Here is a 25,326-nt window from a genome sequence, read left to right as displayed (position 1 = left end):
CCTGATGCTTCTCGACATCACCTGGCCGAGATATAGCATCACCCGCATGACAAGCGATCATGCGCCGAGACGGGTCATCGGCTACGCCCGGATCAGCAGGGCGACCGATGAGAGCACGTCGATTGAACGCCAGCGCGAGGTCATCCACGCCACCTGCCAAACACGCGGCTGGGCGCTGGCCGACATCATCGAGGACGTCGACGTATCTGCGACCAAGACCCGATTGGACCGGCCCGGACTTGCCCGCGTCCGTGACGTCGTCGCCGCTGGTCGCGCGGACACGGTCCTCGTGTGGCGTATCGACCGCGTCGCCCGGTCCGTGGCCGACCTGGCATCGCTCACGGAGGAATGGGCGAAGGCCGGTGTGTCGCTCGTCTCCGCCACGGAACCATTCGACATGACGACGTCGGCCGGTCGCATGCTGTTGCAACTCCTCGGCGTGTTCGCCGAGTTCGAAGCGGCCACGATCCGAGACCGCGTCACCGCAGCGCGAGCCGCACTCGTGAAGGCGCAGCGCTGGCCCGGCGGCTCGGCACCGTACGGCTATCGCATCGTCGACAACCCGGACGGCGCGGGGAAAGCCCTGGAGGTCGACCCCGTCGAAGCCGCGTACGTCCGCAAGGCCGCCGATCTGGTGCTGGACGGGAAATCCGTCTACTACGCGACCAACATGCTCAACGAAGCCGGCTCGGTGCCGCGCAAGGCGAAAGCCTGGTCCATGACGTCGCTGCGTATCGTCCTCACGCAGGCCGCGGCCCTCGGCCACATGACGCACAAGGGCAAGGTCGTCACGGACGCCGACGGCGCGCCGGCCCGGGTGTGGGAGCCGATACTCCCCGAGGAGGACGTGCTGCGGCTCCGCGCACTCCTCGCCCCGACCAGGACGCCAGGAGGGGAACGCAAGCGGCGCGCCCGGCTGCTGTCCGGGCTTCTGCGGTGCTCCTCGTGTGGCGGCTCCATGCGGGTCAATCGGACCGGCGGGAACAACCCAGTGACCCGGTACGCGTGCCACGGCCGCTCGGACGGCACCGGCTGCACCCGCGCGACGTCCATCGTCGCCGACCGGATCGAGGAGCACATGACGCGCACGTTCCTCGCCAGGGTCGGGAAGTTCGAGGTCGTCGAGGCCCGCGAGACGGTGCGCGAGGTCGCCGAGTTGGCCGCGACGGAGGCAGCGATCAAGTCGACGACGGCAGCACTCGGCGAGGTCGAGGACGAGGAACGCGAAGCTGAGTTGTGGGCTGACATGCGGCGATTCAAAGCCCGCCGCCGCGAGCTGCTGGCCATGCCCGACGCGCCCGAGGTGGAGTACGTGAGCCTGGGGATGACCTTCGCCGAAGCGTGGGAGTCGCGGGACACCGATGGACGGCGTGACCTCCTGGCGTCGGCATTCCAGCACATCGTGATCAGGCCGGGCGTGCGCGGACGACGCGGTATCGACCCCGAGCGCGTCGACATCCACTGGCGCGACTGACGGCCCACTGACGATCCCGTGTAAACGCCCTGGTGTCCTGGAGTGGGTTGTGGCGGTGCACCGGGGCGATATGAACGGTGTCCTGGCGGACCACTCCGACAACATCGTCATGTTCGATGTCCCGCCGCCTTACGAGGGTGTCCGTGGCATTGACGCCTACCGCGAGACATGGCCGCCCTTCTTCGAGTGGCAGCCACCGCGACGCCTGCGTAGCTCGCCGCCGGCCGACCGAACGGTGCTCCGGCTGCCGCGCTGTCGCCGCTGCGAAGGACACGGAGGCGGGCAAGTGATGGGCTACCGCTTCACGAAGCACGCCCTGGCGCAGATGGCGAAGCGCGACGTGTCCCCGAGGAGGTCGGCGAAGCTACCCGGCGGCCGGATGGAACCGAGCCCCACCGCTCTTTGGGACGTCCAGCGGACAGCAGTGCGATCCTGACCGCATGACCACCAGACCCCGAAAGTGCCTTTTGCTAGACACCCCGTCCCTCTACTTCCGCGCCTACTTCGGCGTCCCGGACTCGGTGCGCGCACCGGACGGCACACCGGTCAACGCCGTGCGCGGGCTGCTCGACTTCATCGCCAGGCTCGTACAGGACCACCGACCGGACGACCTGGTCGCCTGCATGGACGCGGACTGGCGGCCGCACTGGCGGGTGGAGCTGATTCCCACATACAAGGCGCACCGGGTGGCCGCCGAGACACCCGAGGGCGTGCCCGACGAGGAGGAGACCCCCGACGCGCTCGGCCCCCAGGTCCCGATCATCGAGGAGGTGCTGGACGCCCTCGGCATCACCCGAATCGGTGTCGCACCGTACGAGGCGGACGACGTGATCGGCACCCTGGCGGGACGTGCCACCGGGCCCGTGGACATCGTCACCGGGGACCGCGACCTCTACCAGCTCGTCGACGACGCGCGCGGGGTGCGGGTGCTCTACCCGCTGAAGGGCGTGGGTTCGCTCCAGGTGACGGACGAGGCCTGGCTGCGGGAGAAGTACGGCGTGGACGGCGCCGGATACGTCGACCTGGCGCTGCTGCGCGGCGATCCGAGCGACGGGCTGCCGGGCGTCCCGGGCATCGGCGAGAAGACGGCCGCGAAGCTGCTGGACGCCTTCGGTGACCTCGCGGGGATCATGGCCGCAGTGGACGATCCCGCCGCCCGGCTGACCCCGTCGCAGCGCAAGCGGCTCGACGAGGCGCGGGACTACGTCGCGGTCGCCCCGAAGGTCGTCCGGGTCGCCGGCGACGTACCGCTGCCCGAGGTCGGCCTCGCCCTGCCGCGGGAGCCGCGCGACCCCGCCGCGCTGGAGGCTCTCGCGGCCCGGTGGGGCCTGGGCGGCGCCCTGCAGCGCCTGCTCGTGACGCTCCAGGCGCGAGGGTGCTAACTTAGGTAAGCCTAAGCGTCCAGGGGTCCCTGGTGTGCGGCAGGGTGTGATCGGCAGGCCCGGGCGGCAGCGGACCCCCGGGCACGCCGGCGTCATGGATGTCCAGAGCAGGGAGAACCTCGTGGCAGAGCGGCCGGCACGCCAGGCACCAAAGGCGCAAGGGGCGCAGGTCCTGCGCACCGAGCAGATCACTCCGCACATGGTGCGCGTGGTCCTCGGGGGCGACGGCCTGGCCGGTTTCTCCCTCGCCGGATTCACCGACCACTACATCAAGCTGTGCTTCGCCCCCGAAGGCGCGGACTATGCCCATCCCTTCGACATGGCCCGGATTCGCGAGGAGTACCCGCGTGCCCTGTGGCCCACGACGCGCACCTACACGGTGCGCTCCTGGGACCCCGCGACGCGGGAGCTCGCGGTCGACTTCGTGGTGCACGGTGATGAGGGGCTCGCGGGGCCGTGGGCGGCCCGGGCGCGCCCCGGCGACCAGGTGACCTTCCTGGGGCCCGGCGGGGGCTACGGGCCGCAGTCCTCGGCCGACTGGCATCTGCTGGCCGGTGACGAGAGCGCGCTGCCGGCCATCGCCGCGACGCTGGAGCAGATGCCGGCAGGCGCCCTGGTGCACGCCTTCGTCGAGGTGGCCGACGCGGCGGAGGAGCAGAAGATCGTGACGCCGGACGGGGTGGCCGTGACCTGGCTGCACCGGGGCGACCGCCCGGTCGGCGAGGCCCTCGTGGCCGCGGTGACGGGGCTGGACTTCCCGGAGGGGGAGGTGCAGGCCTTCGTCCACGGCGAGGCGGGGTTCGTGAAGGAGATCAGGCGCCACCTGCGCGTGGAGCGCGGCGTCCCGCTCTCCCGGCTGTCGATCTCGGGGTACTGGCGCCTCGGACAGAACGACGACGCGTGGCGCGCGGTCAAGCGCGAGTGGAACGAGCAGGTGGAGCGCGAGGAGAACGCCGGGTAGGGCTCGCCCGCCTCCGTACGGGAACCCGGTCGCCGTCCTGGACGGCGGCCGGGTTTCCTCGGCACCGGGTGCACCGAGCCGGTGCGGGAAGCCCGGCCTCCTGGCGGTGCGGGCCGGACCGTTCCACCCGGCCATGAGGCGCCTCGGCGTGGAGTCGCCCCGGGTCGCCCGGTCCCGGTGTCCGGACGTCGCCCCCCCCCGGCACGTCGGCCTGGAACGGCCGGCTGGACCGGCAGGGCGACGTCGGCCGATTCACCGGGCGCTTCCTCCGCCGGGTCGTGGCCGGTGTCGAGGACGTGCCCGAAGACGTCGTGGGCCATGCCCCGGGGGTGCCGTTGCGGACACGCGGTACCGCCTCGCGGGTGACCCGCGCGCCCCTTGACCGCAAGGGCGTGCGACTATTTCGGGCCGCAGGCCAATCCGCGGGGTCGTCGGCTCCGAACCACCGGAGGAAACCGACACGTGCCCGGGAGGAACGACCGCGTGGAAGAAGCCGTACACATCAGTGGGGTCCGCTCGGCGGAACCCGGCCTGCAGGAGCTGCTCGTCCGCGTGGCGCGCGGCGACCAGGACGCCTTTACGCAGGTGTACGACCAGGTCAGCGGCCCGGTGCTCGGGCTGGTGCGGAGCGTCCTGCGGGACCCGGCCCAGTCCGAGGAGGTGGCCCAGGAGGTGCTGGTCGAAGTGTGGCGTACCGCCCCGCGCTTCCAGCCGTCGCGCGGCAGCGCGATGAACTGGGTGCTCACGCTGGCCCATCACCGGGCCGTGGACCGGGTCCGCTCCGCCGAGGCGGCAGCGGCCCGGGAGCACAAGGCGGCGCTGCTCGACCGCACGCCGGACTTCGACCAGGTCTCCGAACAGGTCGAGACCCGGCTCGAGAGGGAACAGGTCCGGCGCTGTCTGCGGACGCTCTCCGAACTGCAGCGGGAGTCCGTGACGCTGGCGTACTACCGCGGGCTGACCTACCGCGAGGTCGGCGAGCTGCTGTCCGTACCGCTGGGAACCATCAAGACGCGGCTGCGCGACGGACTCATCCGGCTGCGCGACTGCCTGGGGGTGAACGCATGAGCACGGCCGAGCTGCACACACTGACCGGCGCCTACGCCCTGCACGCGCTGCCGGACGGGGAACGCCTGGAGTTCGAACGCCACTTGCGGGCGTGCGAGCCCTGCGCCCAGGAGGTCAGGGAGCTGTCCGCCACCGCCGCCAGGCTCGGGCTCGCGGTCTCCGCCGCCGCGCCGCCCGCACTGCGGGACCGGGTGCTGCGGGAGATCACGCACGTACGGCAGGAGCCGCCGCCGGCGGGCGTACGGCAGCGCGCCGCCTCCCGGGCGGGCCGGGCCGGCCGCTGGTCCTCGTACGCCCTCGCCGCGTGCGTCGCCGCCGCTGCCGCACTGGGCGGTGTCGCCGTGTGGCAGCACGAGGTCGCGCAGGACGCGCGGCAGGAGGTGTCCCGGGCGCAGCAGCGGAGCGAGCTGGTGGCGCGGGTGCTGTCCGCGCCGGACGCCACGACCGCGGCCGCGGAGCTGGCGGGCGGGGCCCGGGGAGCCGTCGTCGTCTCGCACCGCGTGAACCGCGCGGTGTTCGTGGCCTCGGACATGGCCCGGCCGCCCGGCGGCAAGGTGTACCAGCTCTGGTTCGACGACCACGGCACCATGCGGTCCGCCGGTCTGATGAACCCGAAGGCCACGGACGACGCGGTGCTGCTCGACGGGCCGGTGGACGGCGCTTCCGGCATGGGGATCACCGTCGAGCCGTCGGGCGGGTCCGAACGGCCCACCTCGCAGCCGGTGGCCCTGATGGAGTTCGGGCAGGCCTGAGCGGCCCGGACGTACGCCCGCGGGCCCCCCGGCTTCCCGGCTGGGGGGCCCGCGGGCGTACGGGCCGGCTGTTCAGCGCCGGGCCGGGGGCCGCGGCAGGAAGCCGCTGGTCCGGGCCCGGTACTCCGCGTACCCCGGCCGCCCCGCCATGTGCCGCTCCAGGAGCGCCTTGCCACTGCCCTTGGTCAGCAGCAGGCTCATCACGACGGGCGACACCAGGGTCGCCGCCGCGACCGCGGGCTGTGCGCAGACCAGGAGGAACAGCCCCCACCAGACGCAGAAGTCCCCGAAGTAGTTCGGATGCCGGGTCCAGGCCCACAGTCCCCGGTCCATGACGCGGCCCCGGTTCTCCGGGTCGGCCTTGAAACGGGCCAGCTGCGCGTCCCCCACCGCCTCGAAGGCCACCCCGAGCGCCCACAGCGCCGTTCCGGCCCCGGCCCACCACGTCAGCGGCCCCGTGACGTAGTACGCGGCCTGGACGGGGAGGGAGATCAGCCACACCAGCGCGCCCTGGAGGAGGTACACCTTGCGCAGGGCGTAGAGGGCCTGGCTGCCGGGCGCGCGGGCGAGCATGGCCGCGTAGCGCGGATCCTCCCCGTGGCCGCGCCCCCGCCGCCCGATGTGCACGGCCAGCCGCAGCCCCCAGACGACGGTCAGCACCGTCACCAGGAGGCGGAGCCCGTCGGAACCGTGGCCCCGGGAGAGGACGTACGAGACGAGGGCCACGGCGGCGAAGCCGATGCCCCAGGCCACGTCGACGATCCGGTGCACCCTCGCGCGCAGGGCCACCGCGAAGGTCACGAGCATGACGGCGAGGGCGGTGCCCGCGCCCGCCGCCAGGTTCCGGGCGAACTCCGCCCACCCGAAGCCGTTCACCGGCCGCCCTCCGGCCCGTGCGGTGCCCCCAGCCCGTCGTACCAGCCGTGCCGGGTGGCCGGCGGTCCCGCCGAGCCGTCCGCGTCGGGCCGCACCGAGAGGATCTGGTCGACGCCCATGCGCCGCTCCTCGAAGGCCAGGGCGGCGCCCACCAGGTAGAGCCGCCACACGCGTACGGTCTCCGCACCGACCAGCGCCTCGAACTCGGCTCTGCGCTCCTCCAGGGTGCGGAGCCAGGCGGTCACGGTGAGGACGTAGTGCTCGCGCAGCGACTCGACGTCGCGTACCTCCAGCCCGGCCCCCTCCAGGAGCCCGACCGTCTCGCCGAGCGGGCGCATGTGCATGTCCGGCGCGATGTACGACTCGATGAACGCGCCGCCGCCCGGGGCCGTGGTCCCGCGGGACATCTGCTGGACCAGCGCACGCCCCCGCGGCCGCAGCACCGCGTGGAGCAGCGCCGTGAAGGCCGGGTACTCGGCGTCGCCGACGTGTTCGCCCATCTCGATGCTGGACACGGCGTCGTACCCGCCCCGGAAACCGGGCAGGCCCGTGATGTCCCGGTAGTCGCGGCACTCCACGTCGACGAGGTCCTCCAGGCCCTGGGCCGCCACCTGCCCGCGCACGTGGGCGGCCTGTTCCGCGGCGAGCGTGACGGCGGTGACCCGGACACCGTGCCGGCGTGCCGCGTACAGCGTCAGGGAGCCCCACCCGCAGCCGATGTCGAGCAGCCGCGTACCGGGCCCGAGGGCGAGCTTGCGGCAGATGAGCTCCAGCTTGTCGCGCTGCGCGTCGGCAGGTCCGTACCCCGGCTCGTCACCGGTCCAGTAGCCGCAGGAGTACGCCATCGTCTCGTCCAGCAGCAGGGAGTAGAAGGCGTTGGACAGGTCGTAGTGATGGCTGATGGCTGCCCGGTCGCGGGCCTTGCTGTGCAGCGCGCCGCGGAGCCCGGCGCGCGCCGCCGGGACGGGCGGGCGGGGCCCGGCGGCGCCGAGGCGCAGGGCCGTGCCGAGGGCCCGGACGCGCACGGCGAGACCGGGCGGGGAGGCCTGCGCCCCGTGGTCCCGGGCCGCCCGGCGCATGGCCCGCAGCCCGTCGGCGAGGTCGCCGGGCACCTCGATGTCACCGGTGATGTAGGCCTCGGCGAGGCCGAGTTCACCGGGCTGCCAGAGCAGTCGGCGCAGTGCGCGCCGGGAGCGCACGTGCACGGTGGGCGCGTCGGCGGGGCCGGTCTCACTGCCGTCCCACATCCGGATCCTGACCGGCGGGGGGCCGCCGAGGAACTGCTCGACGACGGGCGCGATCCGCTGCGCCGCTCCGGTCGGGGAGCTCCGGGGGGTCTCGGTCGTGGTCGTCACGCGGTGTCCTCACGGGTCAGGAGAAGCTGCTGGACGTCGAGGTAGCCGGAGCGGAACCCGGCTTCGGAGTAGGCGAGGTAGAAGGTCCACATGCGGCGGAAGGTCTCGTCGAAGCCGAGGGCGCCGACCTGGGGGGCCTGGTCGGTGAAGCGTTCCCGCCAGAGCCTCAGGGTCTCGGCGTAGTGCATGCCGAAACCGGTGCGTTCCCGTATCCGCAGGCCGGTGCCGTCGGCGGTGACGCGCTCCATCGCCTCGGTGGAGGGCAGCAGACCGCCGGGGAAGATGTACTTCTGGATCCAGGTGTACGTGGTGCGGCTGGCCCGCAGCCGGTCGTCCGGCATCGTGATGGCCTGCAGGGCGATCTGGCCGCCGGGGGCGAGACAGCGCTCCAGCGTGCGGAAGTACAGCGGCCAGTACTCCTCGCCCACCGCCTCGACCATCTCGACGCTGACCACCGCGTCGTACGTCCCGTCCGCGTCCCGGTAGTCGCACAGCCGCACGTCGACCCGGTCCTGGTGGCCGGCCTCGCGGATACGGCCCCTGGCCAGCTCCTGCTGCTCCCGGGAGAGGGTGAGGGTGACGACGCGGGCTCCGCGGGAGGCCGCGCGGATGGCGAGCTCGCCCCAGCCGGTGCCGATCTCGAGGAGGTGCGTGCCGGGGCCCACCCCCGCGAGGTCCAGGAGCCGGTCGATCTTGCGGTGCTGGGCGGCGGGCAGCAGTTCCCGGTCCGCCGGGAAGCCCCGGAAGACGGCGGACGAGTAGGTCAGCGTCTCGTCCAGGAAGAGGGCGAAGAGGTCGTTCGACAGGTCGTAGTGGTGGCTGATGTTGCCGCGCGCGTTCTCCCGGCTGTTGACCTGGACGGCGGGCTGCCGGGGTGCCCACAGGGCCCGCAGCTTCTGCAGCGGCGCCGGTACCAGCTCCGCCGCGTGCCCGGCCAGGACGGTCAGGACCCCGACGAGGTCGGGAGAGTCCCATTCGCCCGCCATGTACGACTCGCCGAAGCCGATGAGCCCGCGCGCACCGATCCTGCGGAAGAACGCGTCGGGTTCGCGGACCTCCATCAGGGGTCCGCCGAGACCGATACCGGCCCGGCCGGCGAGCCGAACTCTCAGGGGCAGCCGGCCGAGGGCGTGGCGTACGAGCCGTTCGGCCGTCGCCGTCCTGGCCCGGGACGCCTTCGGCAGGGCCACGACGTCCGGCCAGCGCGCCGGATCGACGGGCGCCGGTGCGGCCCCGGGCGCCGCGGGTCCGGCCTGGGCGGGTACGCCCTGCCGGGCGGGGGATTCGGGGGAAGTGGTGGGCACCTTCACTGCATGCCTTCCTGGGTGTGATGACGGGGACGGGGCTGTACGGGGAGCCGGCGCAGGAACAGCCGGATGCCGTGCAGCCGGATGGCGAGGGAGACGATCAGGGTGGACAGGGGGTGCCGAAGGGCCAGCCGGAGCAGCCGCGCGGGCGTGGCGGGGCGCCGGATCCCGCGTACGGTGGCGGTGAACGGCCGGGCGCCCTCGCGCTCCAGGTGGACCGTCAGGTCCAGTCGCGGGCCCGGCTCGGGCAACCGCATCCGGTAGTCGCCGTCCACCGGGAAGAACGGCGACACGTAGAAGTCCTTGCCGGTGGACACCCGGCCGGCCCCGTCCGGGTGCAGCAGGTAGCAGTGGCGCTCCCCGTACGTGTTGTGCACCTCGGCGACCACGCAGAGCGGGCTGCCGTCGGGACGGTGGCACCAGTAGACGGTCAGCGGGTTGAAGACGTGGCCGAGCACGCGGGCGTGGGTGAGCATCGTGACCGTGCCGTCGGCGAGGTCGACGCCCCGGGCGCGCAGGAACCGTTCGAGACCGGCACGGACGGTGGGGGCCGTCCCGCCGAAGTGGTCTCGGGCGTCGAATCTCGCCAGCGGCTGCAGCGCGCGCGGGAGCCGTGGCGGGCGGTCCGGGTCGATCAGCCACAGGTAGGTGCGGTGCCGCAGGGCGTACCGCCGGGGTGAGGTGCGCACATGGGTGATGGCGCACGGATAGAGGGCGTTCACCGGGTCGCTCATCGGACGGTGGCGGAGCGTGCTCACCAGATCACTCCCAGGGCGGCGGCGGCCTCGGCTCCGGACCGGCAGCCGTCCTCGTGGAAGCCCCAGCCGTGGTACGCCCCCGCGAAGGCGGTGACCGGGCCGGACAGGGCGGGCAGGCGGGCCTGCGCGGCGACGGATTCCGGTGTGTAGACGGGGTGTTCGTAGACCATGCGGGCGCGGACGAGGTCCGGGTCGACCCGGTCGGCGCCGTTCAGCGTGACGACGAACTTCTCGGGGGCGTCCAGTCGTTGGAGCCGGTTCATGTCGTAGCTGACGGTGACCCGCTCCGCGTCGGCGGCACAGGAGGGCATCAGGTAGTTCCAGGAGGCCGCCGCTCCCCGGCTGCGCGGCAGCAGCGTGGTGTCGGTGTGCAGCAGGGTGGGGTTGCGGGAGTAGCGGAACGCCCCGAGGGTGCGCCGCTCCTCGTCGGTGGGGTCGGCGAGCAGCCGCAGCGCCTGGTCGGGGTGGGTGGCGACGACCACCGCGTCGTAGGCGTCGGTCGTGCCGTCCTCGGCGACGATCTCCACTCCGTCGCTGTGCCTGCGCAGTGCCCGGACGGGGGTCGCCGAGCGCATCGAGTGCACCTGCTTGGCGATCCGCTCGACGTAGGCCTGCGATCCGCCGGTGACCGTGCGCCAGACGGGGGAGCCGCCGACCGAGAGCATCCCGTGGTGGTCCATGAACCGGAAGAGGTACTGGGCCGGGTAACGCGTCGCGGTCACCGGGTCGCACGACCAGACGGCGGAGACGACGGGCGTCAGGAAGTGGGCCGAGAAGTACGGGGAGAAGCGGCCTCGCGCGGCGAACTCCCCGAGGGTCATGGCCGGGGCGTCCCCTTCGCGGGCAAGCAGCGCCCGGGCCGCCCGGTGGAAGCGGGGCACCTCGGCGAGCATCCGCAGGTACGGCGCCCGCAGGGCGGCGCGCGGCGTGGCGAACAGCCCGGCCGCGCCCCGGGCGCCCGCGTACTCGAGGCCGCATCCCTCACAGCGTACGGACATGCTCATCTCCGACTCCTGTGTGGCGACGCCGAGTTCGCCGAAGAGCCGGAGCAGGCGCGGGTAGGTGCGCCGGTTGTGCACGATGAAGCCGGAGTCGACGCGGTGGGTCCGGCCGTCCGACGCGGTCAGGTCGTGCGTGTGGGCGTGTCCCCCGACGCGTGTGTCGGCCTCGTAGAGCGTCACGTCGTGCGCCTTGCCCAGGACGTGTGCGGCGGTCAGTCCCGCCACTCCGCTCCCCACTACGGCCGTGCGTCGCCGCTGCGTGGTCATTCGGTTCCTTCCGGTGTCCGTCTCCTGGCGGCTTCCCTGGTGAGGGGCCCCTGGAAGGTCATTCGTGGCCGGTCGCCCGCCGGATTGGCCGATGATCGGACTTCCTCCGATCGGGTGAACGACCAATCCGGCGGGCGGCCGGCGTCGAACTCCCGGTGTGAGAACAGACCAAGACGTTGCGCAGAAGCTCGGGGCCACCGGGTCCCGGGGATCCCGCTGGGCGGGTGCGGGTCATGCCGCGCTCAGCGGTCTGATCTCAGGGTTCTCGGCCCTGTGCGTCGCCGAGCTCGTGGCGGCTGCCGTACGCCCCGAGGCGGGGCCCGTCACGGCGGTCGGCGGGGCGGTCATCGACCGCACGCCGCCGGCCGTCAAGGACTTCGCCGTACGGAACTTCGGCACGAGCGACAAGCTGGTGCTGCAGCTGGGCATCCTCGTCCTCCTGGCGTTCTTCGCCATGGCGGTGGGGGTCCTCGCCCTGCGGCACCGGCGCAGCGGCGCTGCGGCCGTCCTGGTCTTCGGCGTGATCGGGGCGGTGGCGGCGGCCGGGCGGCCGGAGGGCCGTCCGAGCGACGCGCTGCCCTCGGCCGTGGGAGCGGTGGTGGCCGCGGGAGTGCTGTATCTCCTGGCCGGACGGCTCACCTCCGCACCGTCTTCCGCGTCCGTTCCGTCACCTGAGGCCGGGGTGCCGGACGGCGGGAGGCAGAGCTCCTTCGACCGCCGCGGATTCGTGATCGCGGCGACCACCGCCGCGGCGGCCTCGGCCGGTGCCGGATTCCTGGGCCGACGGCTCACGGCGTCCGGCCTGGCCGGGGCCGCCGCCTCACGCGGCGAGGTCGGGCTGCCGGCTCCCGCCTCGCCGGCCCCCGCGACACCTCCCGGAGCCGACCTCGGGATCCGGGGCCTGAGCTCCTTCGTCACCCCGAACAAGGATTTCTACCGGGTGGACACCGCTCTCGTCGTACCGCGCGTCGACGCCGGCCGGTGGCGTCTGCGCATCCACGGCAAGGGCGTGGAGCGGCCTCTCACGGTCGATTTCCAGGATCTTCTGCGGCGGGAGCTCGTCGAACGCGACATCACGCTGACCTGTGTGTCCAACGAAGTGGGCGGCCCCTACGTCGGCAACGCCCGGTGGATCGGCGTACGCCTGGCCGATCTGCTGCGCGAGGCCGGCGTGCGGCCGCCGTCGGACGGCGGGCCGGCCGACCAGATCGTGGCGCGCTCGGTCGACGGCATGACGATCGGCACGCCGGTCGAGGCGGTCATGGACGGGCGCGACGCACTGCTCGCGGTCGGGATGAACGGTGAACCCCTGCCGTTCGAGCACGGTTTCCCCGTCCGGATGGTCGTCCCCGGTCTGTACGGCTACGTGTCGGCCTGCAAGTGGATCCGGGACATCGAGCTGACGACGTTCGACGCGTACGACGCCTACTGGGTCGAGCGCGACTGGTCGGCCCAGGCACCCGTCAAAACGGAGTCACGCATCGACACCCCTCGCCCCTTCGCCTCCCCCCGGGCGGGGAAGGTACCCGTCGCCGGGGTCGCCTGGGCTCAGCACCGCGGCATCTCCCGCGTCGAGGTCCGGGTCGACGGGGGCGAGTGGCACACCGCGCGGCTGGCCGCCGACGCCGGGCGGGACACCTGGCGCCAGTGGGTGTGGGAGTGGCCCGCCACCTCCGGGAACCACACCCTCGAGGTCCGCGCGACGGACGGCACCGGTGTCACCCAGACCGGCAAGCGGGTCGGCACCGTCCCCGACGGAGCGACCGGATGGCACTCGGTGGTGGTCGACGTGCCCTGACGCCTCCCTGCCCCCTGCCCGTTCCACCAAGCCCCTCTGATCGATCAGCTACTTCCTCAGGAGAACACCATGAACGCCCGTCACCTCCGCCGCGTCGCCGTCGCCGTGTCCGCAGCGGCCCTGCTTCCGCTGGCCCTCACCGCCTGCGGCGGCGACAGCGACACCTCCTCGGCCGATTCCGCCCCCAGCGCGGCCGCGTCCTCCCCGGCCGAAGCGACCGAGGAGGCCACGCCCATGGACGAGCCGTTCGGCCCGGCCTGCGCGACCGTTCCGAAGGACGGCGCGGGCTCCTTCGACGGCATGGCGAAGGACCCGGTCGCCACCGCCGCGTCGAACAACCCGGCGCTCTCCACCCTGGTCGCCGCGGTCAAGCAGGCCGGGCTCGTCGACACCCTCAACAACGCGCAGGACATCACGGTGTTCGCACCGACCGACGACGCGTTCGCGAAGATCCCGAAGGCCGACCTGGACAAGCTGCTCGCCGACAAGGAGCAGCTCACCAAGGTGCTCACCGCGCACGTGGTGGGTCAGAAGCTGACGCCGGCGCAGCTGGACAAGGGGTCCTTCGACACCCTGGCCAAGACGAAGCTGACGACCTCCGGCTCGGACATGACGTACACCGTGAACGACTCCTCGAAGGTCGTCTGCGGCAACGTCCCGACCGCCAACGCCACGGTGTACATCGTCGACACCGTTCTGATGCCGTCCAGTTGAGCGACCGGCCCGTCGGTACGCTGACGGCCTGAGACGGACGAGCCCCGCGCACCGCGACCGCCCCGACGACCGGGGCGCCGCGGACCGCGGGGCTCGCGCCGTCGCTGGTCCCGCAGGTTCGGCGGCTGTCCCGGAGCGCCGCGCGGGCCTCCGCGCGGGCCGTCGTCCCCAGGTATCACACCTGCTCGGCGAAGCAGCGGAATCCCCTCCCGAAAAAACTTCACATAAGGGGCATGTAAGAGCACACTGGACGGAGAGAGGTGGTGACCGCGCACTCGAAACGCGGTTGCTCTTGCCAGACGAAGGAGACGAACCTCATGAGCAACGTCTCACACACCGGAAGGGACATGTCCGGCCACCCGGACGCCGAAGAGATGCGGGCGCGCCACAACCGCGTGGCCCGGGGCGGTGGGCGCACCACGGCCATGGCGGACGCACCGGTGTTCCTGCTCGGTCTGTACTGCGCCGTCTCACCGTGGGTCCTGCACTTCACGGCGAGCCAGCCCTCCCTGGTGACGCACAACCTCGTCATCGGGATCGCGATAGCCGTACTGGCGCTGTCCTTCACCGCCATGCCGGAGCGGATGACGGGGATGAGCATGGCGATCAGTGCTCTGGGTGCCTGGCTCATCGTGTCGACCTGGGTCGTGGGTCAGAGCCCGGACACGGGCGTCATCCTCAACAACGTCATCGTCGGAGCACTGGCGGTCGTGCTGGGAGCGGCGTGCGCGGGACTCGCGTTCAGGAACAGGAGAACCTGACAGGGGGCAGACGGGGGCGGTCACAGGAAGGACGAACCCCCTGTGGCCGCTTCTTCCTGCACCCGCCCGGTTTACCCCACGGAGCTGTACGCCACCACTCCGCGCAGCACCGCGTCGACGGCCTTGTGCGCGTTCTTCGCCACCGTGCTGCCGTCCCGGGGGGCCGCAGCCGCGATCTGGCCGAGTACGTCGATCACCTGCTTGCACCACCGTACGAAGTCGCCCGCCGGCATCTCGGCCTCGCGGAGCACCTCGTCCAGCGTCCGCCCCGAGGCCCACATGTAGACCGCCCACGCGAAGCCGAGGTCGGGTTCGCGCTGCCCGACCCCTTCCGTCTGGCTGATCTTGAAGTCCTCCTCCAGGGCGTCGAGCCGGCCCCAGATGCGGACCATCTCACGCAGTGCCGTCTTCGCCGGACCCGACGGCAGCTTGGGTGCGACCGCGTCGTCCGCCTGGCGCGCCTCGTACACGAGCGCGGAGACGCACGCCGCCAGCTCGGCGGGGTTGAGCCCTTCCCATACGTGCTCCCGCAGACATTCGCTGGACAGCAGGTCCAGCTCGCCGTAGAGCCGGGCCAGCCGCCTGCCGTTCTCCGTGACCTCGTTGCCCCGGAGGTAGTCCAGCTCGGTGAGGAGGGCCACGATCCGGTCGAAGGTACGGGCGATCGTGTTCGTCCGTCCTTCGATGCGGTGTTCCAGCTGCCGGGTGTCACGCCGCAGGCGGTGGTACCGCTCGGCCCACCGCGCGTGGTCCTCACGCTCGTCGCACCCGTGGCAGGGGTGCGCGCGCAGCTCCGTGCGCAGCCGGGCGATCTCGCGGTCGTCCGCCGCCGCGGCCCGCTGCTTGCGGTGCCGGCCGGGATCGATGTGCCCGGCCTTGCTCCGCAGCGCCGAGGCCAGATCGCGGCGCGACTGCGGGGAACGAGCGTTGAACGCCTTGGGCACCCGCATGCGCTCCAGCGCCTCCACCGGGACGGGGAAGTCGATCTGAGCCAGCCGCTTGACCTGCCGCTCGGCGGTCAGGACCAGGGGGCGCGGCCCGTCGTGGTACTCCACTCCGCGGTGCCCGTTGGTCCGCCCGGCGGGCAATCCCGGGTCGAGGACCAGCGCGAGCCCGGCGAACTTCCCCGTCGGCACGTGGATGACGTCACCGGGCTTCAGCTTCTCCAGGGACGCCGCGGCCGCCGCCCGCCGCTGGGCCGCTCCCTGCTTGGCGAGCTCCGTCTCCCGGTCCTTGAGGTCACGGCGCAGCCGCGCGTACTCCTCGAAGTCGCCGAGGTGGCAGGTCATGCCCTCCTTGTAGCCCGCGAGGCCCTCCTCGTTGCGCTGGACCTGCCGGGAGATCCCGACCACGGACCGGTCGGCCTGGAACTGCGCGAAGGAGGTTTCGAGGAGTTCGCGCGAGCGGTGCCGCCCGAACTGCTGCACGAGGTTCACGGCCATGTTGTACGAAGGCCGGAAGCTGGAGCGCAGCGGATACGTACGCGTGCCGGCCAGACCGGCGAGCGCGCCCGGATCCATGCCCCGCTGCCAGAGCACCACCGCGTGGCCCTCGACGTCGATGCCCCGGCGCCCGGCCCGCCCGGTCAGCTGGGTGTACTCGCCGGGCGTGATGTCGGCGTGCTGTTCGCCGTTCCACTTGACGAGCTTTTCGAGCACCACGGAGCGCGCGGGCATGTTGATGCCGAGCGCCAGCGTCTCCGTCGCGAAGACGGCCTTGACCAGACCGCGGACGAACAGCTCCTCCACGACCTCCTTGAAGGTCGGCAGCATGCCGGCGTGGTGCGCGGCGATGCCGCGCTCCAGGCCCTCGAGCCATTCGTAGTAACCGAGGACGTGGAGGTCCTCGCGCGGGATGGACGCCGTCCGCTCCTCGACGATCTCGCGCACCAGCCGGCGCTTGTCCTCGTCGTTGAGGCGCAGCCCGGCCTGCAGGCACTGCTGCACGGCGGCCTGACAGCCGGCCCGGCTGAAGATGAAGGTGATGGCCGGCAGCAGCCCTTCGGCGTCGAGCCGGTCGATGACCTCGGGCCGCGCCGGGGTCCAGATCCGGCTCCGCTGCCGGCGCTCGCGCTCACGGTCCGCCTCGCGCACCATTTTCCCGCGGCGCCGGTCGCGCGGGTCGTAGCCGCGCTGGTTCTCCATCCGGGCCAGGCGTACGAGGTCGGGGCTGACCTCGCGACGGCCGGTGCCCCGGCCCCCGTGGTCGGTCTCCTCCTCGAAGAGGTCGTACATCCGGCGCCCGGCCATGACGTGCTGCCAGAGCGGCACGGGCCGGTGCTCGGAGACGATCACCTCGGTGTCGCCGCGGACGGTGTCCAGCCAGTCGCCGAACTCCTCGGCGTTGGACACGGTCGCCGACAGCGAGACCAGGGTCACCGACTCCGGCAGGTGGATGATCACTTCCTCCCACACGGCGCCGCGGAAGCGGTCGGAGAGGTAGTGCACCTCGTCCATGACCACGTAGCCGAGGCCGATCAGCGCCTGGGAGCCGGCGTACAGCATGTTGCGCAGTACCTCGGTGGTCATGACGACCACGGGCGCGTCCGCGTTGACGCTGTTGTCCCCGGTCAGCAACCCGACCTTGTCCGCCCCGTAGCGCCTGACCAGGTCGGTGAACTTCTGGTTGGACAGCGCCTTGATCGGCGTGGTGTAGAAGCACTTGCGGCCCTGCCGCAGGGCAAGGTGCACGGCGAACTCGCCGACGATGGTCTTGCCCGACCCGGTGGGCGCGGCGACCAGCACCCCCTTGCCCGCCTCCAGGGCCTTGCAGGCGTCGATCTGGAACGGGTCCAGTCCGAACTCATACATCTCGCGGAAGGGCCCGAGGGCCGTGGCCTGCTCGGCGGCACGGACCCGGGAAGCCTGGTATCGCTCAGCGGGTGAGAGGTCCTCTGTCATCTTGATACGAGCCTACCCGCCGCCTATGACAGTCAGCCCGATCTTTATTTCTCGTGGGCGCGACCACGGCGCGGGCGTGCCGGAGCGCGGATCACGGCGCCAGGACCCGGACCGCGCCGGGCACGCAGGTGGCCGTCAAGGGCAGCGCGCCGAGCGGCTCACCGTCCGCGTACGCCGTGACACCGGGCGCTTCCAGCGCTATCGAGGAGACCCGGTGCACGGTGACCTTGGGGTGACCGAGGTGCGTGCCCCGGTAGACCTTCGGGAACACCCTGAGCAGGGTGGTCCGGCTGCAGTCCCCGACCACGGTGACGTCGAAGAGCCCGTCGTCCATGACGGCGTCGGCGCAGATCCGCATGCCGCCGCCGTATGCCGGCCCGTTGCCCACCGCGATCAGGGTCGCCTCGATCTCGCGCACCGGCCCGCCGTCCAGCCGGAGGCGGTACGGGATCGGCCGGAAGGCCGCCAGCTCGGCGAGGATCGCCAGGTCGTACGTGAACCTTCCACCGGCCCACCGCATGCGGTTGGCCCGGTCGTTGACCCGTGAGTCGAACCCGGAGGCGAGCACGGAACCGAACCAGCGCCCGCCGGCCCGGCCGAGGTCGACCTCGCGTGCCGTGCCCGCCTTGAGCGCCTCGGCGGCCAGCCGCCCGGCCGCGGCCGGATCGCGCACCGGCAGCCCGAGGGCGCGGGCGAAGTCGTTGCCAGTACCCACGGCCACGGCGCCGAGCGGGGTGGAGGTCCCCGCCACGGCCTGCAGGGCGAGGGACATCATGCCGTCCCCGCCCACGGCTATGAGCGCCCCCGTCCCCGCGGCCACGGCGTCGCGCGCCCGCCGCAGCGCGTCACCGGCGTCCTCCCCGAGGACCGTCCGTACGGAGAATCCGGCGTCCCGCAACGCGGAAGCGGCCGGCTGCGCGGCTCGCGCGCCCCGGCCGCTTCCCGCGGTGGGATTGACGAAGAGGGTGATCTCGCTGGTCACCCGGGGACCCTACAAGGTCAGGTGATGTCGTCGTAACCGTTGAGCCGCTGCGAGCGCGAACCGTCGGAGTCGCCGGTGGCCTGCCCGGGCAGAGCGGTCCGCGGGGAGGACACACCCTCGACCGCGCCGATGGTTTCCGGCGTGAGGTCCAGCCGCGAGGCCTCGTCGTCGTCCAGCTCGGCGTCGGGGTCGGACCGCCGCCTGCGCCGGTCGTTGAGGAGGGAGACCCCGACGGCGAAGAAGTAGAGCACCGCCAGCGGACCCGCCAGCAGGACCATGGAGATGGGGTCGCCACCGGGTGTCGCGATGGCCGCGAAAGCGGTGAGGCCCACGATCATCCCGCGCCACCAGCGCAGCATGCGGGCGCCGGAGAGGACGCCGGTCATGTTGAGCAGGATGAGGAGGAGCGGCAGTTCGAAGGCCAGCCCGAACACGATCACCATGCGGGTGATCAGGTCGAGGAAGTCGTCGAGCGGCAGCAGGTTCTTCACGTTGTCGGGCGTGAAGCCGAGCATGATCTCGGCGGTCTGCGGCAGGATCGCGTACGCGACGTAGGCGCCGGCGGTGAAGAGCGGAACCCCGGCGGCGACGAAGGCCATCGAGTACCGCTTCTCCTGCTGGTGCAGGCCGGGGGCGACGAACGCCCAGAGCTGGTACAGCCACACGGGCGTGGCGACCAGGACGCCCGCCATGAGGGAGACCTTCAGCGCGATGGTGAAGGGCGACAGCAGGCCGTTGGTGGTCATCTCCGCGCACGGCCGGCCGTTGATCATGGTCACGGCGCCGTTCCTGCAGCCGACCGAGTCCAGGATCGGCTTCATCAGGAACTCGAAGATGTCCTTCTGGAAGAACGCTGCCGCGATGACGGCGACCACGATGGCCAGGACCGACTTCAGCAGCCGGTTGCGCAGCTCACGCAGGTGATCGAGAAGGGGCATCCGCCCCTCGTCGTCCTTCTCCTGCTTGCGGGCAGACTTGAGCAACCCACTTCCCTCGTCTCGTGCGGCAGCTGTCGGCGCTGCGGTTCAGCCGTCAGCTCTGGGTGGTGGGCTTGGCCTCGCCGACCGGGCGGGAGCTGGTGACGTCTCCCGGGGCGGCCTGGATCGTCCGGGCGGTGGTCGCCTGCGGGGCCGGGTCCGCGACGGTCTCCGTGGTGGGCGCCGCGGTGTCCGCGTCGTCCTTCTTCATGGCCTTGGCCTCGCTCTTGAGGATGCGGGCCGACTTGCCGAGCGAACGCGCCATGTCAGGAAGCTTCTTGGCACCGAAGAGCAACAGGATGACAGCGATGATCAGAACGATCTCGAGGGGCTTCAGATTGCCGATCATGTGCGACTTCCTTCTCACTGTGGCGACTGGGGAGTGGGCTCGCTACCCGTTCGGACGGGCATACGTCCGACCTTCGCGCTGGCAGCGATCGTAACCCGCAGGGGTGAACACGAGGCAATGCCCGTGCGTACTCCCGCTTGCGGCCCCCATCCCCCTGCCTGGGCCGACTCCAGCAGCGTACCCCCCGAACCGGTGAATCAGGAGGGCGCGCTCCGCTAACGCAGGGCCTCCCCCGTCTCGGCGAGGGTGGTGGCCGCTCGTTCGAGATCCTCTGCCGCTCGGTTGATCCGCCGCGTTGCCGTGGCGACCTGTCTGCCGAGCCGTTGCGCCTCGACGAAGACCTTCACGGCGAGGACACCCAGCACGGCGAGTCCGAGGAATCCGAGAGCGATGGCGAGCATGGGCCAGAACATGGACGAGCCTCGATGTGTGTGTCGTCACCGCGCGTTACCGCAGGGCGGTGTGAAGACGCAGCGTCCGCACCCCGCCGCCGGTGAGGAGTTCGATGATGCGTTCCCCGGCCGGCTTGCGGACGGCGGAGCCGCACTCGGGACAGGTGAAGGAGTAGAAGGTGGTGCGGGGGCCGGCCCCGATCGCCAGGCGCAGGGCGTCGGCCGCGAGCTCGAAGCGCCCGCGGCAGTCCGGGCAGGCGGCTCTGAACCGTACGGTGGCGGCCACCGGGACCGGAACCGGTCCGGACCGCCGCTGTGTTCCCGTCATGTGACCTCCGTCTCCCCGGTGCACCGGTGACGCCCGCTCAGAGCGTGCCGTCGTAGGCGGCCAGGGCCTCGCGGGCCGCGGACCGGGCACTCTCCGCCAGTTCCCGCGGGGCGGTGATGCGCCCCTCGCCGCCCAGCCGCAGCGCCAGTCTGCGCAGGGACGCCGGGTCAGGCGTGCGCAGCGTGATCCGCATGCCTCCGTCGGGCAGTTCCTCGGCGCTGTCGTGCGGGTAGTACTCGGCGACCCACCGGCCGCCGGGCCCCACCTCGATCACGACCTCCGGATCCTCGGCCGCCGGGTGCACCAGCCCCTCGGACAGGTCGCGCAGCTCCAGCGCGGGCGGGGCCGACGGGGCGTCGAGCAGCCGGATCTCCGCGACCCGGTCGAGCCGGAAGGTGCGCCGGGCCTCGGAGAAGCGGCACCAGCCCTCCATATAGGTGTGGCCGACGGCGAACAACCGGATCGGGTCCACCTCGCGCTCGGTGAGTTCGTCGCGGGCGGGCGAGTAGTAGCGCAGCCAGAGCCGGCGCCGCTCGGAGATCGCCCGGTCCACCTCGGCGAAGACACCGCCCTCGGACTCGAAGGTGACCGAGAGCCGCGAGCTGGCCGCCCCCACCTCCCCGGCCGCCGTCTCCAGCTTCGCGGTGGCGCGCACCAGCGCCTGACGGTCGCTCTCCCGGAGCCCGGGCAGCGTGGCGACGGCCCGGGCGGCCACGAGCAGGGCGGTCGCCTCGTCGGCGGCGAGCCGCAGCGGTTCGGCCACGTCGTCCGGGTTGTGCCACCAGATCCGGTCGCCGTCGGTGTCGATGTCGAGCAGATCGCCGCCGCGGAAGCTGGTGCCGCACATGGGGAGCACGTCGAGGTCGGAGATCAGCTCGTCCTCGGTGATCCCGAAGGCCCGGGCGACGTCCTGGACGTGGGCGCCGGGGCGCTCACGCAGATAGGTCACCAGCGAGAGCATCCGCCGGGTCTGGTCGATCGCGTTCGTGGCCACGAGTCGGGGTCCCCTCAGTCCTTGGCCACGGCGCGCAGCCGGTCCATCACATCGGCCCGCAGGTCGGCGGGCTCGCTCACGACGACGTCCGGCCCGAACTCGACGAGCCAGGCGTCCAGTCCGTGCCCGTACGGGATCTCCAACTCGTCCCAGCCGTCGCCGAGTTCCCGTACCGATATCGCGCGGGAGCGCAGCGGGTAGCCGGCCCCCGCACGCAGCCGGATGCGGGCGGTCCTGGTCGCGGTCTCCCCCGCCCAGCTCTCCACGGTCTCGCGGACGGTGACCACGTCGGGTACCGGGGCGGTGAACGCGCCGGCCCGGGAGCGGACCCGGCCCGAGATCCTGGACAGCCGGAAGACCCGCTCGGCACTCCGCTCGCGGTCCCATCCGGCCAGGTACCAGTGGCCGCGCCAGCACTCGAGCGTCCAGGGTTCGACCTGGCGCTGTTCCGGGCGGGCGGAGTTGGCCTTGCGGTAGTCGAAGGTGACCGGACGGCGGTCACGGCACGCGAGCATGAGCGGCTCGAAAGCGGCCTCGTGGACCGGGATACGGGGCTCCAGCGCGCTGTGCACCTCGTAAGCGTCCTCGGCCTCCGGCATCCCGGCGGCCCGCAGCTTCTGCAGGGCCCCGCTGGCGGCGCCGGCCAGCCGGGCCTGCTGCCAGACCTTGGCGGCGAGCCCGAGGGCGGCGGCCTCCTCGGCGTCCAGGGTGATGGGGGGCAGCCGGTTGCTGTCGCGGCGCGCGAGGTAGCCGGTGTCACCGTCCAGGTTCTCCACGGTCTCGATGACGAGGCCGAGCTCACGCAGGTCGTCCTTGTCCCGCTCGAACATCCGGTTGAAGGATTCGTCGGTGCCGGCTTCCAGGTAGGCCTCGATGGACCCTCGGAGCTCACGCTTGCTGAGCGGGCGACGGGTACCCAGCAGGCACAGTGCCAGGTTCATCAGCCGTTCGGCCTTGGCAATCGCCATCGACGCCCTTTCTCTACGCGCTCTACGACCGTCGACCGTACCGCCCCGGGGTGTCCGGACCAAAGCGAGGGCCCGCACCGTGCGGCGCGGGCCCTCGCTCCTGTACGGCGGACGGCTCAGACGCCGACCAGGTCACAGACGAAGATCAGTGTCTCGCCCGGGGCGATGGCGCCGCCGCCCGCACCGCGGTCGCCGTAGGCGAGGTGCGCGGGGATGGTCAGCTGGCGGCGTCCGCCGACCTTCATGCCCTGCACGCCCTGGTCCCAGCCCGCGATGACCTGACCGGCACCGAGCTGGAACTGCAGCGGGGTGCCACGGTTCCACGAGGCGTCGAACTCCTCGCCGGTCGAGAACGCCACGCCCACGTAGTGCACGGAGACGGTCTGGCCCTTCTCGGCCACCGGCCCGTCGCCTTCCCAGATGTCCTTGATCTCCAGGTCGGCCGGCGGCTCGCCACCCGGGAAGTCGATCTCGGGCTTCTCGATGCTCACTGACTTGCTCCTCTTACTGATGAACTGGGCAACCGGGACAGTCTTACATCTTCGCCAGGATGTCCACGGCCCACACGAGCGTCGAGTTGGCGGGAATGGTCTGCTGGGCCTTGTCCCCGAACGCCTGGTCCGGCGGCATGACCAGCAGGACACGGCTGCCGACCTTCTTACCGACCAGGCCGGCCTTGAGTCCCTTGACGGTGATCTGGGCCAGCGGGAAGCTCGCGACCTTGCCCGTGTCATAGGTGCTGTCGAACTTCTTCGCGCCCTTCCACAGGTACGCCTCGTAGTTCACGACGACGGTGTCGCTCTCCTTGACGGCCTCCCCGTCGGATTCGATAACGTAGTTCGAGACCAGCTTCTTGGGCGGGTCACTCTTCGGGATCGTGACCTTGGGCGCCTTGCCGTCGGTGTTGTCACCGACCTTGGGCAGGTCGATGTTGTCCTGAGCGACAGCGGTGCCCTTCGGGGACTTCGGTACCGGTGTTCCACTCACCACGTCGACGACGAAGACGAGCGTTGCGTTGGGCTTGATGTCCTGGCCCTGGCCCTGCTCGCCGTAGCCGAGCTCCGGCGGGATGACCAACTGCACGCGACTGCCGACCTTCTGGCCGACCAGCCCCTTGTCCCAGCCCTGGATGACCATGCCGGTACCCAGAATCAGCCCGAACGGCTGCCCGCGGTCGAAGCTGTTGTCGAACGGCTTGGTGGAGTCCCAGGACTGGCCCAGGTAGTTGACCTGGATCGCGTCGCCGTTCTTGAGCTTCGCGCCGTCACCCTCGCTGATGACGTCGGTCTTCAGTTCCTTGGGTGGGTCGCCCTCGCCCTTCGCCAGGGTGGGCTTCTCGCCGAACTTCTCTCCCGCGGTGATCGCGGGAGCTCCGTTCGTGGACGAGGCGGAGTCGGAGGCCTTGTCGTCGCCGCATGCGGCTGCGGACAGCAGCAGAAGGGGGACGACGAGAAGGCCGGCAAGTCGGCGCACGAATTCCTCAGATCTCAGACGGCACGTACATAGGTCCCGCCACTCTAGGCCGAGCGAGGGGCCCCGTACGAGGAACGTACGGGGCCCTGTCGCGTACGGGACCGGACCGTGCCGGGTTCCGGATCACATACCCGCGATCAGCTTCTCCACCCGGTCGTCGACGGAGCGGAACGGGTCCTTGCAGAGCACGGTGCGCTGCGCCTGGTCGTTGAGCTTGAGGTGGACCCAGTCGACGGTGAAGTCCCGCCGCTGTTCCTGGGCCCGGCGGATGAAGTCGCCGCGCAGTCGCGCCCTGGTCGTCTGCGGGGGCACGGACTTGCCCTCGAAGATCTTCAGGTCGTTGCAGATGCGGGCCGCCTGGCCCTTGCGCTCCAGCAGGTAGTAGAGCCCCCGCCGGCGGTGGATGTCGTGGTAGGCGAGGTCTATCTGAGCGACCCTCGGGTTCGACATGGTCATGTTGTGCTTGGCCCGGTACCGCTCGATGAGCTTGTACTTCATGACCCAGTCGATCTCGGTGCCGATCCGGTCGAGGTCCTCGGCCTCGATGGCGTCCAGGGTGCGGCCCCACAGTTCGAGGACCTGGGCGACCGTGCCGGTGCGGATGCCCCGGCGGTCGACGAAGTCCACGGCCTTCTCGTAGTACTCGCGCTGCACCTCTATGGCCGAGGCCTCACGGCCGCTGGCCAGGCGCACCTTGCGCTGCCCCGTGGTGTCGTGGCTGACCTCGCGGATGGCCCGGATCGGGTTCTCCAGGGTGAGGTCGCGCATCACCGTGCCCGCCTCGATCATGCGGAGCACCAGGTCGGTCGCGCCGACCTTGAGCAGCATCGTCGTCTCGGACATGTTGGAGTCGCCGACGATGACGTGGAGGCGGCGGTACCGCTCCGCGTCGGCGTGCGGTTCGTCCCGGGTGTTGATGATCGGGCGGGAACGCGTCGTCGCGGAGCTGACGCCCTCCCAGATGTGCTCGGCACGCTGGCTCACGCAGTAGACGGCCCCGCGCGGGGTCTGCAGCACCTTCCCCGCGCCGCAGATCAGCTGCCGGGTGACGAGGAACGGAATGAGGATGTCCGCGAGCCGGGAGAATTCTCCGTGCCGGGCCACGAGGTAGTTCTCGTGGCACCCGTAGGAGTTTCCCGCCGAGTCGGTGTTGTTCTTGAAGAGATAGACGTCGCCCGCGATTCCCTCCTCGTGCAGGCGGCGTTCGGCGTCGACGAGCAGGCCCTCGAGAATGCGCTCGCCCGCCTTGTCGTGCGTGACCAGTTCGGTCACGTTGTCGCATTCCGGTGTCGCGTATTCCGGATGCGATCCCACGTCGAGGTAGAGGCGGGCGCCGTTCCGCAGGAAGACATTGCTGCTGCGGCCCCATGACACAACACGGCGGAAGAGGTAGCGCGCCACTTCGTCAGGTGACAGTCGGCGCTGTCCCCTGAACGTGCACGTGACGCCGTACTCGTTCTCCAGCCCGAAAATGCGGCGGTCCATGACT

24 protein-coding genes and 1 pseudogene are annotated in these 25,326 nt (G+C 71.5%); 9 read left to right on the top strand and 16 right to left on the bottom strand.

Going from position 1 to position 25,326, the window contains the following annotated elements; genetic code table 11:
• Window positions 1–4 precede the first annotated feature (4 nt).
• The 6 genes and pseudogenes from ACH4VO_RS15575 (at window position 5) to ACH4VO_RS15550 (ending at window position 5,637) form a co-directional block, all read left to right on the top strand.
• Window positions 5–1,474 (top strand): recombinase family protein, encoded by a 1,470-nt coding sequence (locus ACH4VO_RS15575; RefSeq protein ID WP_360986219.1) that lies wholly within the window; start codon window positions 5–7, stop codon window positions 1,472–1,474.
• A 7-nt stretch (window positions 1,475–1,481) separates the two neighbouring features.
• Window positions 1,482–1,667, top strand: a pseudogene (locus ACH4VO_RS15570) (nuclear transport factor 2 family protein); the annotation flags it as partial.
• A gap of 247 nt (window positions 1,668–1,914) precedes the next feature.
• The gene (locus ACH4VO_RS15565; protein ID WP_360986222.1) at window positions 1,915–2,856 is read left to right on the top strand and encodes a 5'-3' exonuclease; all 942 of its coding nucleotides are present in this window, start codon (window positions 1,915–1,917) and stop codon (window positions 2,854–2,856) included.
• 121 nt (window positions 2,857–2,977) lie between these two features.
• Entirely contained in the window at window positions 2,978–3,817 is an 840-nt protein-coding gene (locus tag ACH4VO_RS15560; RefSeq protein ID WP_360986225.1) for a siderophore-interacting protein, read from the top strand.
• Window positions 3,818–4,300: 483 nt separating this feature from the next.
• The gene (locus ACH4VO_RS15555) at window positions 4,301–4,885 is read left to right on the top strand and encodes a sigma-70 family RNA polymerase sigma factor (protein WP_360986228.1); all 585 of its coding nucleotides are present in this window, start codon (window positions 4,301–4,303) and stop codon (window positions 4,883–4,885) included.
• Window positions 4,882–5,637 (top strand): anti-sigma factor, encoded by a 756-nt coding sequence (locus tag ACH4VO_RS15550; protein ID WP_360986231.1) that lies wholly within the window; start codon window positions 4,882–4,884, stop codon window positions 5,635–5,637. The genes ACH4VO_RS15555 and ACH4VO_RS15550 overlap by 4 nt, the downstream gene beginning before the upstream one ends.
• Before the next feature lie 72 nt (window positions 5,638–5,709).
• Here ACH4VO_RS15550 and ACH4VO_RS15545 read toward each other — a convergent pair whose 3' ends face one another.
• The 5 genes from ACH4VO_RS15545 to ACH4VO_RS15525 are packed head-to-tail and all read right to left on the bottom strand — an operon-like array spanning window position 5,710 to window position 11,201.
• Window positions 5,710–6,513 (bottom strand): DUF1295 domain-containing protein, encoded by an 804-nt coding sequence (locus ACH4VO_RS15545; RefSeq protein WP_360986235.1) that lies wholly within the window; start codon window positions 6,511–6,513, stop codon window positions 5,710–5,712.
• Window positions 6,510–7,868, bottom strand: coding sequence for a cyclopropane-fatty-acyl-phospholipid synthase family protein (locus tag ACH4VO_RS15540; RefSeq protein WP_360986238.1), 1,359 nt, complete (start codon window positions 7,866–7,868; stop codon window positions 6,510–6,512). The genes ACH4VO_RS15545 and ACH4VO_RS15540 overlap by 4 nt, the downstream gene beginning before the upstream one ends.
• Window positions 7,865–9,172: a class I SAM-dependent methyltransferase gene (locus ACH4VO_RS15535; protein ID WP_398440950.1), complete on the bottom strand. Its 1,308-nt coding sequence runs from the start codon at window positions 9,170–9,172 to the stop codon at window positions 7,865–7,867. Before ACH4VO_RS15535 ends, ACH4VO_RS15540 begins: the two co-directional genes overlap by 4 nt.
• A 2-nt stretch (window positions 9,173–9,174) precedes the next feature.
• On the bottom strand, window positions 9,175–9,909 hold the full coding sequence (locus ACH4VO_RS15530; protein WP_360986733.1) for a DUF1365 domain-containing protein: 735 nt from the start codon (window positions 9,907–9,909) through the stop codon (window positions 9,175–9,177).
• Between the two features lie 20 nt (window positions 9,910–9,929).
• Window positions 9,930–11,201: an FAD-dependent oxidoreductase gene (locus tag ACH4VO_RS15525; RefSeq protein WP_360986244.1), complete on the bottom strand. Its 1,272-nt coding sequence runs from the start codon at window positions 11,199–11,201 to the stop codon at window positions 9,930–9,932.
• Between the two features lie 250 nt (window positions 11,202–11,451).
• On the opposite strand from ACH4VO_RS15525, the gene ACH4VO_RS15520 reads away from it, so the two are divergent.
• From ACH4VO_RS15520 to ACH4VO_RS15510, 3 genes are all read left to right on the top strand, one after another.
• The gene (locus ACH4VO_RS15520) at window positions 11,452–12,999 is read left to right on the top strand and encodes a molybdopterin-dependent oxidoreductase (protein WP_360986736.1); all 1,548 of its coding nucleotides are present in this window, start codon (window positions 11,452–11,454) and stop codon (window positions 12,997–12,999) included.
• Window positions 13,000–13,068: 69 nt separating this feature from the next.
• Window positions 13,069–13,713 carry a fasciclin domain-containing protein gene (locus tag ACH4VO_RS15515; protein ID WP_360986246.1) on the top strand — a complete coding sequence of 215 codons (645 nt, stop codon included), beginning with the start codon at window positions 13,069–13,071 and terminating at the stop codon, window positions 13,711–13,713.
• 317 nt (window positions 13,714–14,030) lie between these two features.
• Window positions 14,031–14,474, top strand: coding sequence for an SPW repeat protein (locus ACH4VO_RS15510; protein ID WP_360986249.1), 444 nt, complete (start codon window positions 14,031–14,033; stop codon window positions 14,472–14,474).
• A 71-nt stretch (window positions 14,475–14,545) separates the two neighbouring features.
• On the opposite strand, the gene ACH4VO_RS15505 is transcribed toward ACH4VO_RS15510, so the two are convergent.
• From ACH4VO_RS15505 to pafA, 11 genes are all read right to left on the bottom strand, one after another.
• Window positions 14,546–17,374, bottom strand: a complete 2,829-nt coding sequence (locus tag ACH4VO_RS15505; protein ID WP_360986252.1) for a DEAD/DEAH box helicase — start codon at window positions 17,372–17,374, stop codon at window positions 14,546–14,548.
• Window positions 17,375–17,465: 91 nt separating this feature from the next.
• Window positions 17,466–18,356 (bottom strand): diacylglycerol kinase, encoded by an 891-nt coding sequence (locus ACH4VO_RS15500; protein WP_360986255.1) that lies wholly within the window; start codon window positions 18,354–18,356, stop codon window positions 17,466–17,468.
• A gap of 17 nt (window positions 18,357–18,373) precedes the next feature.
• The gene (gene tatC, locus ACH4VO_RS15495) at window positions 18,374–19,339 is read right to left on the bottom strand and encodes a twin-arginine translocase subunit TatC (RefSeq protein ID WP_360986258.1); all 966 of its coding nucleotides are present in this window, start codon (window positions 19,337–19,339) and stop codon (window positions 18,374–18,376) included.
• 49 nt (window positions 19,340–19,388) lie between these two features.
• Complete coding sequence (tatA, locus tag ACH4VO_RS15490) at window positions 19,389–19,682, bottom strand: Sec-independent protein translocase subunit TatA (protein WP_360986261.1); 294 nt, start codon at window positions 19,680–19,682, stop codon at window positions 19,389–19,391.
• Window positions 19,683–19,897: 215 nt separating this feature from the next.
• A complete protein-coding gene (locus ACH4VO_RS15485) occupies window positions 19,898–20,095 on the bottom strand; it encodes a hypothetical protein (protein ID WP_069173375.1) in 198 nt (65 codons plus the stop codon).
• A gap of 34 nt (window positions 20,096–20,129) precedes the next feature.
• Window positions 20,130–20,402 carry a hypothetical protein gene (locus ACH4VO_RS15480; RefSeq protein WP_360986265.1) on the bottom strand — a complete coding sequence of 91 codons (273 nt, stop codon included), beginning with the start codon at window positions 20,400–20,402 and terminating at the stop codon, window positions 20,130–20,132.
• Window positions 20,403–20,439: 37 nt separating this feature from the next.
• Window positions 20,440–21,396, bottom strand: a complete 957-nt coding sequence (locus tag ACH4VO_RS15475; protein WP_360986268.1) for a WYL domain-containing protein — start codon at window positions 21,394–21,396, stop codon at window positions 20,440–20,442.
• Window positions 21,397–21,410: 14 nt separating this feature from the next.
• A complete protein-coding gene (locus ACH4VO_RS15470; protein WP_360986271.1) occupies window positions 21,411–22,364 on the bottom strand; it encodes a WYL domain-containing protein in 954 nt (317 codons plus the stop codon).
• A gap of 116 nt (window positions 22,365–22,480) precedes the next feature.
• Window positions 22,481–22,855, bottom strand: coding sequence for an FKBP-type peptidyl-prolyl cis-trans isomerase (locus tag ACH4VO_RS15465; RefSeq protein WP_069173379.1), 375 nt, complete (start codon window positions 22,853–22,855; stop codon window positions 22,481–22,483).
• 43 nt (window positions 22,856–22,898) lie between these two features.
• On the bottom strand, window positions 22,899–23,837 hold the full coding sequence (locus ACH4VO_RS15460) for an FKBP-type peptidyl-prolyl cis-trans isomerase (RefSeq protein ID WP_360986276.1): 939 nt from the start codon (window positions 23,835–23,837) through the stop codon (window positions 22,899–22,901).
• 123 nt (window positions 23,838–23,960) lie between these two features.
• A complete protein-coding gene (gene pafA / locus ACH4VO_RS15455; RefSeq protein ID WP_360986279.1) occupies window positions 23,961–25,322 on the bottom strand; it encodes a Pup--protein ligase in 1,362 nt (453 codons plus the stop codon).
• Window positions 25,323–25,326 lie beyond the last annotated feature (4 nt).

It is taken from the genome of Streptomyces sp. NPDC020780, from assembly GCF_044334475.1.
In the GTDB taxonomy this organism is placed as follows: Bacteria; Actinomycetota; Actinomycetes; order Streptomycetales; family Streptomycetaceae; genus Streptomyces.
Note: the sequence above shows the minus strand (reverse complement) of the source record. Positions and strands in the feature narration are given on the sequence as shown.

What these genes read in the sequence shown, in the direction of transcription:
- ACH4VO_RS15485 (WP_069173375.1), bottom strand. Translation starts at nt 20,095, where the DNA reads ATGTTCTGGCCCATGCTCGCCATCGCTCTCGGATTCCTCGGACTCGCC.
- pafA (WP_360986279.1), bottom strand. Translation starts at nt 25,322, where the DNA reads ATGGACCGCCGCATTTTCGGGCTGGAGAACGAGTACGGCGTCACGTGC.
- ACH4VO_RS15550 (WP_360986231.1), top strand. Translation starts at nt 4,882, where the DNA reads ATGAGCACGGCCGAGCTGCACACACTGACCGGCGCCTACGCCCTGCAC.
- ACH4VO_RS15530 (WP_360986733.1), bottom strand. Translation starts at nt 9,909, where the DNA reads ATGAGCGACCCGGTGAACGCCCTCTATCCGTGCGCCATCACCCATGTG.
- ACH4VO_RS15515 (WP_360986246.1), top strand. Translation starts at nt 13,069, where the DNA reads ATGAACGCCCGTCACCTCCGCCGCGTCGCCGTCGCCGTGTCCGCAGCG.
- ACH4VO_RS15575 (WP_360986219.1), top strand. Translation starts at nt 5, where the DNA reads ATGCTTCTCGACATCACCTGGCCGAGATATAGCATCACCCGCATGACA.
- ACH4VO_RS15525 (WP_360986244.1), bottom strand. Translation starts at nt 11,201, where the DNA reads ATGACCACGCAGCGGCGACGCACGGCCGTAGTGGGGAGCGGAGTGGCG.
- ACH4VO_RS15505 (WP_360986252.1), bottom strand. Translation starts at nt 17,374, where the DNA reads ATGACAGAGGACCTCTCACCCGCTGAGCGATACCAGGCTTCCCGGGTC.
- ACH4VO_RS15470 (WP_360986271.1), bottom strand. Translation starts at nt 22,364, where the DNA reads ATGGCGATTGCCAAGGCCGAACGGCTGATGAACCTGGCACTGTGCCTG.
- ACH4VO_RS15480 (WP_360986265.1), bottom strand. Translation starts at nt 20,402, where the DNA reads ATGACGGGAACACAGCGGCGGTCCGGACCGGTTCCGGTCCCGGTGGCC.
- ACH4VO_RS15510 (WP_360986249.1), top strand. Translation starts at nt 14,031, where the DNA reads ATGAGCAACGTCTCACACACCGGAAGGGACATGTCCGGCCACCCGGAC.
- ACH4VO_RS15565 (WP_360986222.1), top strand. Translation starts at nt 1,915, where the DNA reads ATGACCACCAGACCCCGAAAGTGCCTTTTGCTAGACACCCCGTCCCTC.
- tatA (WP_360986261.1), bottom strand. Translation starts at nt 19,682, where the DNA reads ATGATCGGCAATCTGAAGCCCCTCGAGATCGTTCTGATCATCGCTGTC.